The 18,886-nt window shown below is 60.4% G+C and carries 14 protein-coding genes; 2 read left to right on the forward strand and 12 right to left on the reverse strand.

Translation table 11 applies throughout. The features are described 5' to 3' along the window. Window positions 1-23 precede the first annotated feature (23 nt). Together CDO73_RS05320 and CDO73_RS05325 are read right to left on the reverse strand one after the other, a co-directional pair. Window positions 24-623, reverse strand: a complete 600-nt coding sequence (locus tag CDO73_RS05320; protein ID WP_088487462.1) for a TVP38/TMEM64 family protein — start codon at window positions 621-623, stop codon at window positions 24-26. 89 nt (window positions 624-712) lie between these two features. Further along, window positions 713-1,903, reverse strand: a complete 1,191-nt coding sequence (locus CDO73_RS05325) for a glycosyltransferase family 4 protein (protein WP_088487463.1) — start codon at window positions 1,901-1,903, stop codon at window positions 713-715. A 316-nt stretch (window positions 1,904-2,219) separates the two neighbouring features. On the opposite strand from CDO73_RS05325, the gene CDO73_RS05330 reads away from it, so the two are divergent. Next, window positions 2,220-3,248 carry a CdaR family transcriptional regulator gene (locus CDO73_RS05330; protein ID WP_088487464.1) on the forward strand — a complete coding sequence of 343 codons (1,029 nt, stop codon included), beginning with the start codon at window positions 2,220-2,222 and terminating at the stop codon, window positions 3,246-3,248. A gap of 85 nt (window positions 3,249-3,333) precedes the next feature. On the opposite strand, the gene CDO73_RS05335 is transcribed toward CDO73_RS05330, so the two are convergent. From CDO73_RS05335 to CDO73_RS05370, 8 genes are all read right to left on the reverse strand, one after another. Next, entirely contained in the window at window positions 3,334-4,503 is a 1,170-nt protein-coding gene (locus tag CDO73_RS05335) for a glycerate kinase family protein (RefSeq protein WP_088487465.1), read from the reverse strand. A gap of 78 nt (window positions 4,504-4,581) precedes the next feature. Continuing rightward, window positions 4,582-5,877: a GntP family permease gene (locus CDO73_RS05340; RefSeq protein ID WP_088487466.1), complete on the reverse strand. Its 1,296-nt coding sequence runs from the start codon at window positions 5,875-5,877 to the stop codon at window positions 4,582-4,584. Window positions 5,878-6,712: 835 nt separating this feature from the next. Further along, on the reverse strand, window positions 6,713-7,684 hold the full coding sequence (locus tag CDO73_RS05345; protein WP_088487467.1) for an aldo/keto reductase: 972 nt from the start codon (window positions 7,682-7,684) through the stop codon (window positions 6,713-6,715). A gap of 15 nt (window positions 7,685-7,699) precedes the next feature. Beyond that, entirely contained in the window at window positions 7,700-8,203 is a 504-nt protein-coding gene (locus tag CDO73_RS05350) for a GNAT family N-acetyltransferase (protein ID WP_256972572.1), read from the reverse strand. Next, complete coding sequence (locus CDO73_RS05355; protein WP_088487468.1) at window positions 8,203-9,126, reverse strand: pentapeptide repeat-containing protein; 924 nt, start codon at window positions 9,124-9,126, stop codon at window positions 8,203-8,205. The genes CDO73_RS05350 and CDO73_RS05355 overlap by 1 nt, the downstream gene beginning before the upstream one ends. Before the next feature lie 218 nt (window positions 9,127-9,344). Beyond that, a complete protein-coding gene (locus CDO73_RS05360; protein ID WP_179218588.1) occupies window positions 9,345-13,916 on the reverse strand; it encodes an S-layer homology domain-containing protein in 4,572 nt (1,523 codons plus the stop codon). Between the two features lie 245 nt (window positions 13,917-14,161). Further along, on the reverse strand, window positions 14,162-14,506 hold the full coding sequence (locus CDO73_RS05365; RefSeq protein WP_088487470.1) for a zinc ribbon domain-containing protein YjdM: 345 nt from the start codon (window positions 14,504-14,506) through the stop codon (window positions 14,162-14,164). A 156-nt stretch (window positions 14,507-14,662) separates the two neighbouring features. Then, complete coding sequence (locus CDO73_RS05370) at window positions 14,663-15,907, reverse strand: Zn-dependent hydrolase (RefSeq protein ID WP_373446967.1); 1,245 nt, start codon at window positions 15,905-15,907, stop codon at window positions 14,663-14,665. A 139-nt stretch (window positions 15,908-16,046) separates the two neighbouring features. Here CDO73_RS05370 and CDO73_RS05375 point away from each other — a divergent pair, with 139 nt between their 5' ends. Then, the gene (locus CDO73_RS05375; protein WP_088487471.1) at window positions 16,047-16,946 is read left to right on the forward strand and encodes a diacylglycerol/lipid kinase family protein; all 900 of its coding nucleotides are present in this window, start codon (window positions 16,047-16,049) and stop codon (window positions 16,944-16,946) included. 77 nt (window positions 16,947-17,023) lie between these two features. Here the strand turns inward: CDO73_RS05375 and CDO73_RS05380 are convergent, their stop codons facing one another. Beyond that, window positions 17,024-17,638 carry a GNAT family N-acetyltransferase gene (locus tag CDO73_RS05380; protein ID WP_088487684.1) on the reverse strand — a complete coding sequence of 205 codons (615 nt, stop codon included), beginning with the start codon at window positions 17,636-17,638 and terminating at the stop codon, window positions 17,024-17,026. Between the two features lie 62 nt (window positions 17,639-17,700). Then, on the reverse strand, window positions 17,701-18,867 hold the full coding sequence (locus CDO73_RS05385; RefSeq protein WP_088487472.1) for a leucine-rich repeat domain-containing protein: 1,167 nt from the start codon (window positions 18,865-18,867) through the stop codon (window positions 17,701-17,703). Window positions 18,868-18,886 lie beyond the last annotated feature (19 nt).

An 18,886-nucleotide genomic window follows, 5' to 3' on the forward strand; every position in this document is an offset into this window, starting at 1 on the left:
CGAATCGTTCCCTAAAGAAACGCTTAAGCGATGCCGAACAGCTTCGCCAAGTAAGTGATCGCCGCGCTCAAGCCGAAGCTGTAAGCGGCGATCGCCAGCGGCTTGCCCAGCAGAATGATCGTGGCGAACCGCCGAACCGTCATCTTGGTCGTTCCCGCCAGATAGCACAGGAAGTCGTCCGGAGCGACCGGCATGAAGATGGCGACGGCAAACAGATTGTTGAACCGGCGTCCTTCCGTCCAATGCAGATATTTGGCGCGCAGCTTCGGGCTGAACATGCTCTCGATGATCGGTCTGCCGTAGCGGCGCGCCAGCAGGAACGCGGCCAGCGAACCGAGGCAGATGCCGACGTAATTATAGAGGAATCCGGCGATCGGACCGAAGACCAGCACGCCCGCCACGCAGCCGATGCCGCCCGGAAGGATCGGGATGACGACCTGAACGGCTTGGAAGATCACGAAGATCAGCGGCGCCCACAGGCCGAAGCCTGCCAAGAACTGCTCCAATGCCGCTTGGGAACTGAAGATGCCGGTATAGAAGCCGTAGAACACCAGCGCCGCGCAGGCGGCAAGACCGGCGACCGTCGAGGCGTTCATCATATAACGAAGCGAAAAGGGCTTCATGCGAGGTTCCTCCGATCATGGGTTGGGGTGGCGATGCAGGAAGGAGAGGCGGACAGCATGCGGGCCGGTCGGCCGCCTCGGACAAATGATTATTTGTTGACGGCGGGGAGCATGAACACGCGGCTGCCGGCAGGTCGGTAAGCGGCGATCGCGCGCGCGTACACCTGCTCGACGCCGGCGCCGAAAGCGGACGACGAGTAGCGCGAGAGCGCCGAGGCGCGGGCGTTGTCTCCCATGCGCTTCAAGCGGTCTCCTCCGTCGAAAGCCAGATCCAGCGACTTCTCGAACTGATCGAACGCGTCGTACTGCCAGCCGTTGTATCCGCCGTCCACGACGCCTTTCAAGCAGTCGTCCCGGCGGCAGAGCACCGGCAGGCCCGAAGCCATCGCTTCGATATAGGTCAAGCCCTGCGTCTCGCTGCTCGAAGCGCTGACGAACAGATCGCCCAATCGGTAATAGTCGGCGATCTCTCCCGGCTGAACCATGCCCGCGAACACGACCCGGTCCCGAATGCCCAATTCTTCGGCGCATCGTTCCAGCGTCTGCCGGTGCGGGCCGTCGCCGACGATCAGCAGTTTGGCCGCTTGATGCCGGCTGTTCGAGACGAAACGCAAAATTTCTTCGAGATTTTTCTCTTTCGCCAGTCTGCCGACGGATACCATGACTTGATCTTCTTCGGACAATCCGTGCTTTTTCCTAAGAAGCAGGCGACGTTCGACCGGCAGCTCGCGGCGGAATTGTCCGAGATCGACGCCTGTCGGCACCACTTGAATATCATCCGGGACGCCGTAACCGGCCAGCAGGCCGCGAACTTTCTCGGTCGGCGCGATCACGCACTGGACATGGCTGAGCGTGTTTCGGGTAAACCAGGCGACCGCGGCGCGTCCCCAAGTCCGGCTCGGCGAGAAATAATGGGTGTAATCTTCATATACGGTATGATACGTGTGAACGATAGGCACTTTCAACTTCGCCGCTATGTATTTGGCCATTCGGAACGTGCTGAATTCGCACTGCGAATGGATCAGATCGGGCTTCCAGTCGAGCAGCGGACGAAGTTCTCTGCGATGTACGCGCAGCGCGGTTCGAACGCCGGGGTACAGCGCGGGAACGGAACCGATATACGTAATGCCGTTCTCCGTAAACGAATGACCGTCCGGCGACAAGGTCAGAATCCGGACTTCGTGCCCGTTCTTCTCCAGTTCGCTCTGTAAATTGACCACCGAGGTGACGACTCCGTTGATGATTGGCCGGTAACATTCGGTCGTAATCAAAATTTTCATACCTGTCCCTCGATTTCGATTGAATTTTGGCCGGTGGGGATCTCATTTATTGTACTTCATGTTCTTAAAATACATTCGAACGGCGGATTAAACAATACTAAACAATTGTTAACATTTATTCTCCGTTTTGTTTCTTCTTCATCTATAGACGTTTCAAGCGCCTTCCTCCCTGCGAACACTTGCGGTTTTTCTTTTTCGATGTCCGAAAAATCATGGGAAACCTCGATGAGAACGGTTATAATCTTTGTTCGAACGCACAACGCGCAGCCGCATCGCTCTCCAAGCGGCTTCGCGATCCGATAAGAGGTGAAGACGAATGTTTCGACTCTCGACCAAGCAGGCGCAGGAGATCGTCGACAAGATGATGCTCGACATTCCTTACAATATAAACATCATGAACGACCTTGGCGTTATCGTCGGCAGCGGAAACAAATCGCGAATCGGTACCGTTCACGAAGGAGCGGTCCGCGCGTTGGCTACCGGACGCATGGTGGAAGTCTTCGAGGACGGCCGTTTCGAGAAAAAAGGCACCAACGAACCGATCGTGATCGGCGATAAACGGGTCGGAGTGATCGGGATCAGCGGCGAACCGGAAGAAGTAAGGCCGTTCTGCAATATCGTCCGCACGACCGTGTCGCTGTTGATCGAACAGAAAACGATGCTCGAAAATCTCGCCCACGAAGAAAACCGGCGTTCCGCGTTTATCCGCATGCTGCTGGAGCATCGGGGCGCTTATACCCAGAAGATCAAAAAAGAAGCCGCCGCTTACGGTCTCGATCTGAACTTGAAAACGTGCGTGCTGTATGCGGCCGGTCTCGAATTCGCGGAAGAAGCCCCGATACTGCCGGCGAGATTTCCCGTTTTCCGTCCGGAAGACGGCGTGCATCTGATTCTGATCCAAGACGAGACCCGCCCGAAGACGCTGCTCGAACCGCTGCTTCGCGGGCAGCGGCAGGCTTCGGCCGCGGCCGGACGGCCGGAAGAAGCGGTCGCCGACAGCTTCGTTCAGGCAAGATCCGCTCTCGGCGTGCTGAACGCGCTGCGTCCCGAGACGCGAATCGTCGAATACGACGAAGTGGCCTTTCTCGCCGGGCTGGCCGGAACCGAGATCGAGCCGCGCATCCGCATTTCCGCCCGGCTCGACGAACATCCCGAGCTGATCGATACGCTGCGCGCTTTCGTCGAACAAGACGGCAGCATGTCGGCGACCGCCTCTCTGCTGAATATCCACCGCAACACGCTGCAATACCGGTTGAAACGCATCGCCGAGCTGACCGGCCGCGATCCCCGGAAGCTGCTCGACTTGTTCCAATTGGTGTACGACCTGCTGGCGGAACACCGCTAGGAACAACAAAAAAAGCCGAAGCGGCGCCGCTTCGGCTTCTTGCACATCGTGGGTCTTTTTCGCGTCAGCGCCCTTCGGAATCCGTTTAGCCGTTCGAAGCCGCACCCGGCTCACGATCCGCGAACTTCAACACTCGCGCGATATTCTCGCAGGTCCGCGCCACGTTCTCCGGGCCGGCCGCCAGCAGTTCGGGCAGTTCCGCCGCGCCCGGGACGATCCCGAAGATCGCGTCGATGCCTTCGTCATGCAGCGTCTCGACGCCTTCGCCCACGTAACCGGCGACGGCGATCACTTTTTTGCCCGCGCGCTTGGCCGCTTTCGCGACGCCGTACGGCGTCTTGCCGAATTTCGTCTGGAAATCGATCCCGCCTTCGCCGGTGAACACGATATCGGCTTCCGCCGCTTTGCGTTCGAGTTCGGTGTAATCCAGCACGATCTCCACGCCTTTTCTCAGCTCGGAACGCGTGAAGACCAGCAGTCCCGCTCCTAAGCCTCCGGCAGCGCCCGCGCCCGGCACGTCGCGCACGTCGCGGCCGAGCTGATCGGCGATCACGTCCGCATAATGCGACAGGTTGCGGTCCAGAATCGGCACCGTTTCGGGCGTCGCGCCTTTTTGCGGACCGAATACCGCCGAAGCTCCGTGCTCGCCACATAACGGGTTGGTCACGTCGCAGGCGACCACGATCTCCACGTTCGCCAATCGCGGATCGACGCCGGACATATCGATCCTGCGCAGCCGGTCCAACCCGCCGCCGCCGCGAGGAATCTCCAGACCGTCTTCGCCCAGAAAACGAACGCCCAGCGCTTCCGCCATCCCCGCTCCGCCGTCGTTGGTGGCGCTGCCGCCGATCCCGATCAGAATCTTTTTGACGCCTCGGTCCAGACATTCGCGAATCAATTCGCCCGTGCCGTAAGTGGTCGTCACGAGCGGATTCTTGGTCTCTTTGTTCACGAAGTGGATGCCGCTTGCGGAAGCCATCTCGATCGCCGCCGTCTCGCCGTCGCCGAGCAGGCCGAAGCTTGCCGTAACCGGCGCGCCAAGCGGTCCCGTCACTTCTTTATGATGCAGGCTGCCGCCCGACGCGTCGACGAGCGACTGCACCGTGCCTTCGCCGCCGTCGGCCATCGGAACGTGGATGAAGCGCGCGTCCGGATAGACCCGGCGCAATCCGGTTTCCATCGCCGTGCATACCTCTTTGGCCGTCATGCTTTCTTTGAAAGAATCCGGCGCCAACAGAAAAGTCTTGCCGCTCATACGATCACTCCGTTTCGAATCAGATAATGAGAAGACGGCAGGCGGCGGCCGAAGAACGCGACGCGCCTGCCTCGACGTTCACAAGATGAATCCGTACAAGATCGTCGCCACGATCATCATCGTGCCGCCGACGATCGCTTCGTAAGGAATAACGCCCATCCGCTGACGGATCGACATCTTCATCGCGTCCGCCGTAACGTGGAAATAGTTGCCCTGCGGCAGCGAGTCGATCACGGTCGCGCCGGTATGGACCATGACGGCGGCCGCGAGCGGAGCCGTGCCCATATTCAGGATCGCTTCGCCGAACGAGCCGGTCGCCAGAATGACGCCCGTCGACGTCGAAGCGGTCGCCGCCGCCATCAAGATCCCCGAGATCGGGGCGAGGAACGTGCCGGAGATGCCCGACGCGTCGATCAGCGCCACGACCTGCGTCGACAAGTCGGAAGCCGCGATCAGTCCCGCGATGCCGCCCGCGCCGATCAGGATCAGCACGGTCGCCGTCATCTTGTTGAGGCCGGAAGCCGTGTAAGACAAAATCTTGCCGCCCTGCCGCATCGCCAACATCCCGATGATGCCGGCCAGCGGCAGAATGTACATCGCGTCCACTTTGAAATTCGCGAGCGCTTCGATGCCGGAGATCGATCCGATCGGATTGATCATGAGCAGCACGACCGCGACCAGAGGAGCGACGATCGCCCGGCCCAGCGGCGGGTATTTCGACATGTCGACTTCGCCGCCCGGCACTTCTTCGTCCGCGACTTTGACGCCTTTGTTCTTGAGCAGCGAAGCGACCAGCACCGTGACGATCAGACCGCAGACCGCCGGAACGAATCCGGCCAGCATGACGCGGCTCAGATCCAGATCGAAGCCGCGCGCCGCCGCGATCGTATTCGGGTTCGGCGAGATGATATTGCCCGCTTTGCCGCCGCCCGACAACGCCAGAATCAGCGCCAACTTGGAGATGCCCATCTTATTGCCGACCGACAGCGCGATCGGAGCCACGATCAACACGGCGACCGGAATGAACACGCCGACCGCGGTAATGATCATCGTGGCGAGCGCCAGCGCCAGAATCGCCCGGCTGCCGCCGAATTTGCGCACGATCGCTTGAGCGATCGTCTCGGCCGCGCCGGATTCCATCATCACGCCCGCCAATACGCCGGCCGCCAATACCCGCAGCACGGTGCCCATCACGCTCTGCGTGCCGCTCACCAATACGCCGACCGTTTGTTCCAGATTCGCTCCTCCGATAAGAGCGCCTACGATAGCGCCCAGAAACAGCGCATACACCGGATTAAGCTTGCGCAAGATCAGAACGATCGCCAGAGCAAGCCCGACCAGCGCCCCGATCCAACTGATTGTGAGTCCATCCATCCTGTACATCCTCCCGCATCCGTAAACGTTTTGTGCCCGAGCGCGCGATCTTTCGTCGAACGCGTCCGCGTTACCGGCCGATTCCTTCGCTCGCGAGACCGACAAAGCGGAACCGGCAAGCGGCGAATCGGGTCGAGAACGCGAGCTTTTCGAGTCCTTGTATCCTTGAACACGCTTACAGTATAAACGCTTACATGCGGGCAAAGATATTGATAGAAAGACGAAAATTATTGGGCAAACGAACAATAAAGTTACGATAATCGGTAGAGCTGCAATATGGCCGGAAGAAGCAGGCACGGCAAAAACGGGCGCGGGATTGGCTGTAGATTTCGGCGCTAACGGAACGAGGGGATGCTTAGACTGTACAATCGGCCTTCTCAAGGTTCTAACGGAACGAGGCGACGCTTAGGCGAGAAAAACGGCCTTTTCGAGCCGTTTTCGTCGCCTTTTTTACGGCTAACGAATCGTCGTTCCGTTAGCCGTAAAAAAGAGGGCGAAACGGGGTTGTAACGGATCTGTGTTCCGTTAGAGCGGGCGATGGTGCGGAAGCTGCCGCTCGAAGCGCTCGAAGCGTTTGATCCGCTCGATCGATAAACGAGACGCGCAGGCTGCGGCCGATCTGCGAAGCGAGAGTCGGCGAGGCGCGGAGCGAAGGATGTTCCGAGATACTGCGATACGCTGCGTTATGTTTGTTCGTTATATGAGCGCTGTTTCCGGAAAGCCGCACGCACAAAAAAGCTTCGAACGAACCGACTCGTTCGAAGCTTCTTCTCCGCAAAGCGCAGAGCGACCAACGGCCGAGCCGAAGAAAATGCGCGCCCGACCGACCATTCATTTACTTCAACCGATACACCGCAAACGGATCGCCGGAGCGGAACGGCTCGCTGATCTCGTCCAGCTTGCGCAGCAGCGCTTCGTCCGGACGGAAATCGACGCTTTCCAGATTGGCCGCGACCTGCTGCGCGCTTGTCGCGCCCGCGATGACGGTCGACACGCTCGGCCGACCGAGCAGCCAAGCGATCGACAGCACGCTCGGCGTCGTGCCGGCTTCCGCGGCCAAGCGGCTCACCTGCCGGCCCAATTCCAGATAACGCTCGTTCAAGAAGCGCCGGAAGTTCGGATCGGTCTCGGCTCTCGATCCGGTCGGAGACGAATCTGCGCCGCCGTATTTGCCGCTCAGGATACCGCCCGCGAGCGGGAAATAAGGAATCAAGCCCAGCCCTTGATCCAGCAGCATCGGGATCAGCTCGTTCTCCGGGGTGCGATCGGCCAGCGAATAGCAGGTCTGGCTGGACGTATAGCGAACGAAGCCCGCGCGCTCGCTGATGCCGAGCGCCTTCATCAGTTCCCAAGCCGCGTAATTCGACGCGCCGATATAACGAACTTTGCCCGACGTCACGAAGTCGTCCAGCGTGCGCAGCGTTTCTTCGAGCGGCGTGTACGGATCGAACGTGTGGATCTGATACAGATCGACATGATCCGTCTTCAGGCGCTTAAGGCTGCTCTCCAGCTCCAATTGAAGCTGGCGGCGCGAAGAACCTTGTCCGCGCGTGCCTTCGTAAGGCAGGCCGGCTTTGGTCGCCAGCACGACTTCGCTGCGGCGTCCTTCCAGCGCTCGGCCGATGATGCGTTCGGACTCCGTTCCGGCGTAGATGTTGGCGGTATCCACGAAGTTGATCCCGCCGTCGAGCGCCGCATGAATCAGACGGATCGAATCCGCTTCGCCGGTCCTTTTGCCGAAAGCGTTCGTGCCGAGCCCCAGTTCGGACACTTGCAGCCCGCTGCTGCCCAGTCGATTGAATTTCATGGTCGGATAACCTCCTTAAGCTTGTAGAGTATGCAGCCGAGACGGGCGAAGCACCATATAGACGTCTACCTCGTCTTCGCTGTACGTCTCGAAACCGAAACGTTCGTAAAGGCTTCGCGCCGGGCTGCCTTGAAGCACGTTCAGCCGTACGGGAGCCGGGTTCTCCGCGGCGATTTCCAACAAACGCCGCAGCACTTCCGCCCCGATGCCTCGCCCTCGCATATCGCCCGTCAGATAGAAATGTTCCAGCAGCCAGCCTTGTTCTTCTTGTCCGCCTTCCCCTTGAGGCTCTCGAGACGGCTTCAGCGCCGCGCAGCCCGCGAACGCGCCGTCCGCTTCGATGATCTTCGTGTACTGCGGCTCGAACGAGCTGTAGAAGCGTTCCCGCACTCTTCGTTCGTCGTAACGCCCCAGACGGTTCAAGCTGTCGAACAACGCTTCCGCGCGCAGCTCGGCCAGCCGCTCCGCGTCTTCGAGCCGGGCGGGCAGCAAAACGATCTCTCGCATCGCTTCTCCCATCAGATCGCCCCCGTCCAATGCCCCGGGCGCTCGAAGCCCGTCGGAAGCACGGTCGCGGCGTCGCCCTGCGCGGCGTTCAACTGCACTTGGGTCAAGAACAAAGCGCCGGTCAAGTCGGCGCCCGCCAGATCGGCATCCCGCAGATCGGCGCCGATCAGATCCGCTTCGCGCAGATCCGCGCCGCGCAGGTTCGCGGCGATCAGGTACGCGCCGCGAAGATTGGCGCCGCGCAGGTCCTCGCCCCGCAGGTCCGCGCCCATAAGGTCGGCGCCGCGGCCCACGGCCGGCTTGCGGCCGCGCCGGCCGTTCTTGCGCGGGGACGGCGTCCCGCGCGAAGGCTCTCCGCCGCCCGATTTGCGGCGGCGCAGCGCCTCGGCGCGAACGAGCTCGCTGCCTTCGAGCAGCAGCTCGTTCACCCGCGCGCGCTGCGCGGAGACGCTCAGCGATTGCAGAGCGTCGGGGTCCTGCCGCGTGAGGCGCTCGACTTCGGCGAGCTGCTCGCGCAGGCGCGGATGGAGCTTCGAGGCCGCCGGGCGGCCCAGAAGCTCCTCCATGTACAGCAGCAGCTCATGAAGCTGCCAGACGATCGGCAGCACCGCGAACATGGCGCGCGCCGTCTCCGGCCGCTCGCGCCAGCTTATGCCGCCGAACGTCTCCTGCGAGACTTTTTGGCCCGCTCCGTAGCAGTCGTAGACCGTGCAGCCGCGGAAACCGCTGGTTCGCAGATTCCGATGGATGCCGCAGCGGTAATCTTCCCGCAGGTTGCGGCAGGGCTCGCCCGCCGCTTTGTCGATCGCGAAATCGACCGAGACGCTGAACGGCAGCGCCGCGCAGCAGAGTCCGAAGCAGTTCTCGCAATCGCCGCGATATTTTTGCCGGTATCCCAGAGATTCCGGATTCACGCTTTTCGAATCTTCGTTCATATCGACTCTGTCCTCCATACCTTTTATCCGTGTTCCGACTTGATTCGTTTTCTATCTTAACGCCGATCGCATGCCGACACCAACCTTTTCCGCGGAAGACCTGCCGAGCCGGACGATCCGCGCCGCCCGAACCGAACGACAAAAAACCGGTCCCCTGTAAAGGAAACCGGTTTTCGGCCGAAAAAGTCCGCTGTTTCTTTTTCCGGGCCGGCTGCTGCTTACTTGCCCGAGAATTCCGTGAAGAATTCGTCTTTGTTCGTGCCCGATATCGTCAGGCCGCTGTACGCCTTCGACAATTGCAGCTCGAAGCCCTGCCCGGAACGCACCGCCGCCGCTCCGGCGACGCCGTTGGCGGAAAGTCTGCCGTTGATATACGTGATCAGAGCGTCCAGCGAATCTTTGGGGCCCGTCCCGTCGGGATCGACGAAGTTCCGGCTCAAGGTAATGGTCGCCGAAGCGGTGCCGTTGCTGACGACGAAACTGCGCTGCCGCACTTCGGCGTCGGTTCCGCGCGCTTCGCTTTGTTCGAACCACGGCTGCCAGTTGCCCGTCAAACGAATGTAACTCGAAGACCCTGTTTTGGTGCTGTTGAGTCTTACCGTATCGCTGTTATCGATGTTCTGCATCGATTCGAGCGACTTGGACCCCAGATTCGAACCGTACGCCATCTGGATATTCGTATCGATGATGACGCCGCCGAAGATATCTTCAGGCTCGAATTCCCAACTCTGGAGGTTTCGGCTCTCTTGAATCGGAATCACGTAATTCTCGTAGTAGATCGTGAAATCGACCGGATTGGAAGAAAAGTCTTTCGACAAGATCGGTTTGCTTCGCAGCAGCGGCGCGGTCGCTTGCACGTCTACATAGTTGAAGTTCATGATGTCTTTGCTTTTCAGCACGTACGGCCCTTTCAAAGACGTGATCTTCGCGACCGAATCCGCCAATTTGGTCCGATTACCCGCGGACACGTAAGCTTGCTGCGCGGACGTGAGCGCGGCATACGCGTTCTGAGCCGCCTGAACCGCCGATTCGTCCGACAAGGTCAGCGAAGCGGTCGCCGGCAGCGCTTCGATCAGAGCCGTCACGCTCGCGGCCGCGTTTACGTCTGCTGCGATCGCCGCGATCCGCGCGACCGCGTCGTTCAACTTGGTGCGGTTCGCGGACGAGACCAGACCCTGCTGCGCGGAAGTCAGAGCCGCGAATTCCGCTTGCGCTTGATCGACCGCCGCTTTGTCGCCGAACGTCAGCGAAGCCGCTGCGGGCAGCGCCGCGATCAGCGCGGCCGCGTCGTCGGCCGCCTGCTGGTCGATCGCCAACTGCGCTTTGAGCGCGGCGATTTTGTCCGTCGCGTCGCCGAGCTTGGTCAGGTTCGCCGACGAGACCAGCGCTTTGCGGGCCGACGTCAAAGCGTCATAAGCCTGCTTGGCCGCCGTCACCGCCGCTTCGTTCGCGAGCGTCAGCGAAGCGGTCGCCGGCAGCGCCGCGATCTGGCTCTCCACGGCCGCGGCGGCTGCCGCGTCCGCTTGCAGTTCTTGAATTTTGGACACCGCATTATTCAAGCGGGTAACGTCGGACGCGGAAACGCGCGTTTTACGGGCCGGCGTCAGCGCTTCGTAAGCCTGCTGCGCGTTTTGCACGGCCGTTTGATCGGCTAAGCGAATCAAAGCCGTTTCCGGAAGTGCCGCGATCTGCTGCGTGACCGCTTCGGCCGCCGCGATATCCGCCGCAAGTTCGTCTTTCAGCGCTTGAATCTTTGCCGCCGCCGCATTCAGCTTGGTCAAACTATCCGCCGATACATGGCTTTTCTCGGCCGCGTTCAGACCGGCATACGCCGCCTGCGCCGCTTGAACGACCGTTTCGTCGGTCAAAGCGAGCTGCGTCGTCGCCGGCAGCGCCGCGATCCGCTCCATCACAGCTTGAGCGGCCGCGATGTCCGCCGCAAGCTGCGCTTGGAGTTCCGCGATCTTCGCTTCTGCCGCGTTCAGCGTCGTCAGACTTTCCGCCGATACATGGCTTTTCTCCGCTGCGGTCAGGCCGGCATAGGCCGCTCTGGCCGCGGCTACTGCCGGATCGTCCGTCAACGCCAGCTTCGCCGTCTTCGGCAGCTGCCCGATCTGCTCCATCACCGCTTCGGCGGCCGCGATATCCGCGGCAAGCTGCGCTTTCAGTTCGGCGGTCTTCGCTTCCGCCGCGCCGAGCGTCGCCAAGCTGTCCGCCGATACGTGGCTTTTCTCCGCTGCGGTCAGACCGGCATAGGCCGCTCTAGCCGCGGCTACCGCCGGATCGTCGGTCAACGTCAGCAGCGCCGTTTTCGGCAGATCCGCGATCTGCTCCATTACCGCTTCGGCGGCCGCGATATCGGCGGCAAGCTGCGCTTGCAGCGCCGCGATCTTCGTTTCCGCCGCGCCTAGCGTCGTCAGGCTGTCCGCCGATACATGGCTTTTCTCCGCTGCGGTCAAGCCGGCATAGGCCGCTCTGGCCGCGGCTACCGCCGCATCGTCGGTCAAGGCCAGAAGCGCCGTTTCCGGAAGCTGCGCGATCTGCTTCATCACCGCTTCGGCGGCCGCGATATCGGCGGCAAGCTGCGCTTGGAGCGCCGCGATCCTCGCTTCCGCCGCGCCCAGCTTCGTCAGGCTGTCCGTCGATACATGGCTTTTCTCCGCCGCGCCCAAGCCGTCATAGGCCGTGCGCGCCTCGGCCACCGCCGCTGCGTCGGTTAACGCCAGCAGCGCCGTTTCCGGAAGCGCCGCGATCTGCTGCGTTATCGCTTTCGCCGCCGCGATATCCGCCGCAAGCTGCGCTTGGAGCGCCGCGATCTTCGCGATCGAAGCTCTCAGCTTGGTCAAGTCTTCGGCCGCGACGAAGCTTTTGGCCGCCGCGTTCAACTGTTCGTAAGCCGCGTTCGCCGCCGTTACCTCCGCTTCGTCGGTCAGCGCGATTACGGATTCTTCGGGCAGCGCCGCGATCAGCGCCGCCGCGGCCCGAGCTGCCGCCGTATCCGCCGTCAGCTGGGCGGCCAGAGCATCGAGCTTCGACTTGGCGGCCGTCAGCGCCTTCACCGCGTCGATGTCGACCAACTGTTTGCGCGCCGGAGACAAAGCATCGAAAGCGGCCAGTGCCGCTTCGACCGCGGCAAGGTCCTTCAGTGTCAATCCTTCGAGCGCAGGCAGCGCCGCGATCTCGGTCTCGAGCGCTTCGGCAGCCGCCAGATCGGCAGCATGCTCGGTTTTGAGCACGGCAATCCGATCTATTGCTTCTTGGAGCTTTCGGCGATCGGCTTCGCTAACCAGCGCTTTTTGCGCGGCCGTCAAGCTGTCGTACGCGGCAAGCGCCTGCTGCACGGCAGCTTCGTCCGACATTTTTAAAACGGACAGGTTCGGCAGCGCGACGATCCGCGTGGCGACCGCCGCCGCGCGTTCTTCGTTGGTCGGCCCCGAAATCGAGCCCGAACCGCCCGTATTCGTCGTCGGAGCTGCCGGTCCTCCCGAAAGAGGCGCTTTCTCGAATCGGCTGCCTGCGCGCGCGGATTCGCTCATACGCACATTGGCGATCGTGCCTTGACCGGTCACGTTCACCGGCGCATTCAGCTCCAGCGATCGAACCGTCACGCCTTCGGCCAAGTTCAGCGTCAGACCGGTCGCCGATTCGCTGACCACGATGCTGTCGACGCCGCCCGAGCCGATGCCGAGGTTCGTTCCTTGGCTGTTGACCGCCAGTTCGTCGAACTGTCCGCTCATCGAGACGCTTGCGCCGGAAGGTATCCGCGACGCCAGTTCCACGTCATGGAAACCGTTCTCCCCGTCGCCCGCTTCTTCGAGCACGGCCGCACCGTTTACAGTCGCGGAGCCGATGTCGGTATCGCCTTCCGCTACTGTGCGGACCGTACCGCCTTGTTTGTCGACCAGCAGCCGAGGAACGCTCGAATCGACAAGATGGATACTGTGCGCGCCGCCGCCCCGAACTTCGGTTTGTCCCAGCACCGTGACGTTCTTGAGGGTCGCGTCGCCTTCGCCGATCCCCGCTCCGAACTTCAGGCTTCCGCTTACGATCGTATTTTGCAGAGTCACGCCGGGAACGTTGATCGCCGCGCCTCCCGATGCCGCCGCCAGACCGGTCGCAGGACCGTAAGTTCCGGCTTTATCGTAAGCGATGCGCCCTTTGTCGATCGCATTTTGCAGCATGGCGATCGCTTCCGCGCGCGTAGCCGTCTTCGCCGGACGATACGTACGGTCGGAATAACCGCCGATGATGCCGCTGTCGGCCGCCGCTCCGATCGCTCCTTTGCTCCACTCCGGCATCGAAGCAGCGTCGGCAAATACGTTTGCCGCCTGCGCGTCCGGCGCGAGCTTCAGCAAACGCACGATCATCAAAGCCGCTTCCTGACGGGTGATCGGCTGATCCGGACGGAACAGACCGTCCGACGTCCCGCCCGCGTAACCGGCCGCCGCCGCGGTCGAGACTTCTTTCGCCGCCCAGCTTGAAGCCTGCACGTCCTTGAACGCGGCTGGTTCCCCTGCTTTCAGGCCGAAAGCCCGATTGGCCAATGCGACGAATTCGGCACGCGTGATCGCATCGTCCGGGTGGAATTTGCCGTCCGCGTATCCTCGAATCCAGCCTAACTCTGTCCACTGAACGATTCGGCTTTCCGCCCAATGTCCTTTGACGTCTCCCGACGAAACGGAAGCGTATTGCGCGTTTGCGCTGCCCAAGCCCGATAATGCGCCGGAAGCGAGCAGCGCCGCCGCCAGCCCGGTGCTGGCGATGCGCAGCCCGATTTTTTTGTTTTTCATGGTTGTCCCCATTCCTCTTGAAAGCCGATTCGTTTGATAATCAAGAAGATCATACAATTTAAATATTCAAAAATATATATAAAATTTTAGTAGTTTAACGTTTCACTGCACTGAAATAAATGACAAAAAAGCTTGAAAGAAGACAACGCTTCCTTCAAGCTTCTCGATTCCCTGCATCAACCTGTAAATAAGGCCCAACGCAGGGCTTATAGACCTGTATGCTCATAGAAAATCCGTTCGATTCTTTAAGCTTTGCGCACGAACTCCGATTTCAGCTTCATCGCTCCGAATCCGTCGATCTTGCAGTCGATATCGTGATCGCCGTCGACCAACCGGATATTTTTGACTTTCGTGCCGATCTTCAGCACCGACGAGCTTCCTTTGACTTTCAAGTCTTTGATGACCGTTACGGAGTCGCCGTCGCGCAGTTCGTTGCCGTTCGCGTCGCGAACGACTTTCGCGCTTTCTTCGCCTTCGCTTGCGTCCGCTCCCGGCGTCCATTCGTGCGCGCATTCCGGACAAACGAGCAGATTGCCGTCCTCGTACGTATAGGCGGAGCCGCAAGCCGGGCAGTTTGGCAGTTCATTCATGGGATTCATTCCTACTTTCTGCAAAGTTCATTCTTCTCATGGTGCCACAGAGAGTACGGACGTTCAACCCGAAAAAGCGAATATTTTGCGAAATCGGGCCGAATCCGGCGAAAAAAGGTCCCAAATCGCCTTTTATGGACTTCAATGATCATTTGCCTACGCTTCTGTCAGCTTTTTAGCCGTTTCGTAGAAGATCTCGATCGCTCCGGCGATATCCGCCGCGTCCGACCATTCTTCCGGGCAGTGGCTGAGACCGCCGCGGCTCGGCACGAACAGCATCCCCACTTCCGTAAAATCCGAGAAGATCATCGCGTCGTGTCCGGCTCCGCTGTTCAGCGGCCGGGAAACGAAGCCGAGCGTCTCGCTCGCCGATTCGAGCAGACCGCGCACGCGATCGCTCATCCGTTTGGGACGGATATACAGTTGGCGTTCGACGTCCACCTCGATACCCGCTCCCGCGGCGGAAGCGGCCAACGCTTCCGTCTTCTCCAGAATGCCGAGCACGTCTTCTTCGCGGGCCGCGCGCAGATCGACGGTAAACGTTACGCGGTCGGGAATCACGTTCGCCCCGTTCGGCAGCACGTTCAATCGTCCCACGGTCGCGACCGTTCCGCCGCCCTGCCGCGCCGCCAGTTCCGGCAGCGCCGCGACGATCTTCGAAGCCGCCACCAGCGCGTCCGCCCGGCGCTCCATCGGCGTCGTGCCCGCATGGCCCGCGCTGCCGCGCACGGTCACCTGAACCTGAGTCAGGCCTACGATCGCTTCCACGATGCCGATCGGGATGCCTTCTTCTTCCAAGATCGGCCCCTGCTCGATATGCAGTTCCAGAAACGCTTTGATGCTGCCTGCTTCGCGCTTGCCCGGCAGCGTCGGATCGAGTCCGATCGCCCGCATGGCTTCGACGGTCGAGATGCCGTCCTTATCGGTCGTCGCCGCGAACTCTTCCGCGCTTACGACGCCCAGCATCGAACGCGAACCGAGCAGCCCGCCGACGAAACGTCCGCCTTCTTCTTCGATCATGGCGACCGCTTCGAGCGGATATTTCGGCTTCAACCCATTCTCGCGGAACAGTCTCGCCACCTCCAGTCCCGCGATCACGCCGGCCGGACCGTCGTAAGCGCCGCCTCTGGGCACCGAATCGAAATGCGAGCCGACCAGCACCGAAGGCGCGCCTTCGATCGTGCCTTCCATTTTGCCGAAAATATTGCCGAAGCCGTCTTCGCGCACGTCCAGACCGCAATCGTTCATGACTTGTTTGATATACGCTCTCGCCTGCCGGTCCTGCTCGCTGAACGTCAGCCGCGTCGTGCCGTTTCCCGGCGTGGACGTGAATTCGGCAATCGCTTCGATATGCCGTTCGATACGCTGCTTCAGGTCGTTGGTTCGTTCTCTCATGTTCATCCGTTTCTCCCCCGCTTCCGCTTCTTTCGTCCATTGTACCCGATTCCTCGATATTGTTCCGCTTTCCCGCGCCGAACGCCTATTTTCTGGGTAAAGGGGAGTAGCAAGCACAATTCCTATCGAACGGGGGAACTTTTACGTGAAGCAGGCGATGATTATCATGAACCCTTCCTCAGGCAAAGAAAAAGCGCTTGAATACGTACGCAAAGTCGAAGACACGCTTCGCGACGAAGCGGGTTACGACGTGGTGGTCAACGAAACGACGCAGGAGCTGGACGCGACCAAATTCTGCGTATCCGCCTGCGAAGACGAATTCGATCTGGTCGTCTCCGTCGGCGGAGACGGCACGCTGCACGAGACGATCAACGGTCTGCTCGATCAGAAGCACCGGCCCAAACTCGGCGTGATCCCGCTCGGCACGGTCAACGATTTCGCCCGAGCGCTGCATATTCCGCTCGATCCCGATCAAGCGATCGCCACTTTGACTTCTTCGCGGCTGCGAAGCGTCGATATGGCCCGCGTCAACGACCAACTGTTCGCCAACGTGGTCGCCGCCGGTTCGTTGGCCGATACGCTGTCTTCCGTTACCTCGGAAGACAAGTCGAAGCTCGGCGCGCTGGCTTATTTCAAAGAAGGCGTCAAAGAACTGCTCGGCAATTCCGCGGCTCCTCTTCGAATCGAACATGACGGCGGCGTCTGGGAAGGCCCCGCGCCGATCTTCATCGCCGCGCTGACCAACTCGGTCGGCGGCTTCGAGAATCTGGCTCCCGACGCTTCCGTCGACGACGGACTGCTGCACGGATTTATCGTCCATGACCTGAATTTCTTCAATACGATTACCGCCGGCTTCTCGCTGCTGCTCGGCAATCTCAAAGGCCATAAAGACGTCGAATACTTCACTTCCCGCCGGATTCGCGTAACTTCGACCGAAGCGGTCAAAACCAATGTCGACGGCGAGCCGGGACCGGTGCTGCCGATCGAGCTGCATATCCTGCCTTCGCACGTGCAGGTGATCGTGCCGGAAGATGCGGACAACTGAAAAAAGTTCGATCAAAAAGGACACCGAGGCTTAAATCAAGCTCGGTGTCCTTCGCGTGCTTCGTCATTGTCTTTCGCCTATTTCGCATCCTCTACGCGGCAGTACCAGATCGCATGAGGCATGCCCGGTCCCCAGTAGTTCTCCGCCCAGGCGTAAGGCTCGCCGAACTTGCGGCGCCAGCGCTTCTGCGCCCGTCCGTAGCCGCTGTCGAGGCAGAAGCTCTCGATGCCACGAGCGCGAAGCTCCTGCATCATGCCCGCGATCAGCTTCGAACCGATGCCGAGACCTTGCAGATCGGGCCGGATATACAGGCTGCCCAGCTCGCCGACGCCGTTCAGTCGACCTTCCGACAGTTCGCGAATCAAATCGCCGCACGGACCGAAAGAAATCGTTCCGACCGTTTCTCCTTCAAGATCCGCGATCAGGAAAAAAGGCTGCGCAGGCATGCCCGGAGAAAAACGTTCGCCCTCTTGGACTCCCGCCTCCGCCGCGTCGAGCGCGGCGCGCAGCTTATCCGATTTGTGCGAAATTTCGTAGGCGATATCGTCTTCGCTGTCCGCTAAGCCTTCTTGCGCGAAAGCGTCCCTGATCGCCTGCTCGAATACCTGACAAGCGGAAAGTTCGTCCGTTCGGGAAAGACGGCGTATAACGACGGTTTCCGTACGCGAGCTGTTGTTATAAGGCTCGTTCATGATCCAGGCTTCTCCTTCTTTCTTGTCGCCTGCTAGTTTCTTGCTTGCTTCCGAGCTGCCGATCACGCGTGTACCAGTTCCCCGCCGCGTTTTTGCAGCTTTTGCTCCAGAACTAACCAGTCCGCCGTGCCGCGCTCCACAAGACTGCCCGACAATCGGACCCATCGGAGCGACGGCAGATCGAGCAGCAGTTTGACGTCCGAGAACGAAGATTTGCTTAGATCCAACCGTTCCAGACCGATCAACGTAGGCAGAAAATCCCAAGATTTCGGTTTGAGCAGCGTGACGTCGAGGTGGCGCAATCGGACCATTCCCGTTAACGGGCGAAGATCTTTGACCTTGGTTCCCCAGATCCACAAACATCCCAGAGCCGGAAACTGCTCCCGAATGCCTTCGATCGAAGCCAAAGCGGACTTTTCCAAATACAAAATTTTCAGCTTGGGGCACACGCCCATCTGTTCAAGGGTACGCGCGCCGCCGCCGCGCAAACGAAGTTCTTCGAGCGCAGGATGGCCGCGCAGACCGCCGAGATTCGCGGCCGGACAGAAATTGGCGTCCAATATCCGCAGTTTGGGCAGCTCGGCGGCATGCGTAAGATCGTGCAGCTTTTTAGGCGACAGCAATCGGATCTCTTCCGCGTTCGGAAAAACCCTGAGCGAACCCAGATCTTTCAGACCGCAGGTCTGCGCGCCGAGCGACAATTTGCGCACTGACGGAGCCTGCGCGTACGGCGGGACGCGATCCAGTTCGTTGAAGTTCAGCGAAAGTTCGTGCAGCGAAGGCGGCAGCGCGGACGGGCTGTCGAAGTTGAAGCGGGACAAGCCTAATTTGCGAACGCGCGGCAGCGAAGACAGCAGATCGGGCGGAAGCTCTTGCACCAGATAACCCAGATACAATTCTTCCAACCGCTTCAAGCCGGCAATCGCTTCGATGCCCCGTTTCACGGTCGTTTTGGCGACGAAACTCAACTGTTTAAGCGTCGCTGCCGCTTCGAGACCCGTCAGATCCGGAATGGTCATCTTGGAATCGGTCGTGCCGAATTCCAACCGTTTCAACCGGGTGAATTCGCGCAGCGGTTCATACGTCGAGATCGCGCGCGGCGACATGATCTTGAGCGACTCCGATTGCTCGGGCGAATCCGGCATTCGAAAAAACGCGTATTTCCGCTGCTTGTCCGCATACGCGGACGCTTCGTTCACTAAAGCTTGTTTGGACTTCGCGTAATCCATGCGCCCCTGCTCCTCTCAA

This window comes from Saccharibacillus sp. O23 (assembly GCF_002205895.1).
Taxonomy (GTDB): domain Bacteria; phylum Bacillota; class Bacilli; order Paenibacillales; family Paenibacillaceae; genus Saccharibacillus.

Excerpts from the sequence above, each read along its gene's own strand:
- CDO73_RS05320 (WP_088487462.1), bottom strand. The coding sequence starts at position 623 with ATGAAGCCCTTTTCGCTTCGTTATATGATGAACGCCTCGACGGTCGCC.
- CDO73_RS05325 (WP_088487463.1), bottom strand. The coding sequence starts at position 1,903 with ATGAAAATTTTGATTACGACCGAATGTTACCGGCCAATCATCAACGGA.
- CDO73_RS05330 (WP_088487464.1), top strand. The coding sequence starts at position 2,220 with ATGTTTCGACTCTCGACCAAGCAGGCGCAGGAGATCGTCGACAAGATG.
- CDO73_RS05335 (WP_088487465.1), bottom strand. The coding sequence starts at position 4,503 with ATGAGCGGCAAGACTTTTCTGTTGGCGCCGGATTCTTTCAAAGAAAGC.
- CDO73_RS05340 (WP_088487466.1), bottom strand. The coding sequence starts at position 5,877 with ATGGATGGACTCACAATCAGTTGGATCGGGGCGCTGGTCGGGCTTGCT.
- CDO73_RS05345 (WP_088487467.1), bottom strand. The coding sequence starts at position 7,684 with ATGAAATTCAATCGACTGGGCAGCAGCGGGCTGCAAGTGTCCGAACTG.
- CDO73_RS05350 (WP_256972572.1), bottom strand. The coding sequence starts at position 8,203 with ATGGGAGAAGCGATGCGAGAGATCGTTTTGCTGCCCGCCCGGCTCGAA.
- CDO73_RS05355 (WP_088487468.1), bottom strand. The coding sequence starts at position 9,126 with ATGAACGAAGATTCGAAAAGCGTGAATCCGGAATCTCTGGGATACCGG.
- CDO73_RS05360 (WP_179218588.1), bottom strand. The coding sequence starts at position 13,916 with ATGAAAAACAAAAAAATCGGGCTGCGCATCGCCAGCACCGGGCTGGCG.
- CDO73_RS05365 (WP_088487470.1), bottom strand. The coding sequence starts at position 14,506 with ATGAATGAACTGCCAAACTGCCCGGCTTGCGGCTCCGCCTATACGTAC.
- CDO73_RS05370 (WP_373446967.1), bottom strand. The coding sequence starts at position 15,907 with ATGAACATGAGAGAACGAACCAACGACCTGAAGCAGCGTATCGAACGG.
- CDO73_RS05380 (WP_088487684.1), bottom strand. The coding sequence starts at position 17,638 with ATGAACGAGCCTTATAACAACAGCTCGCGTACGGAAACCGTCGTTATA.
- CDO73_RS05385 (WP_088487472.1), bottom strand. The coding sequence starts at position 18,867 with ATGGATTACGCGAAGTCCAAACAAGCTTTAGTGAACGAAGCGTCCGCG.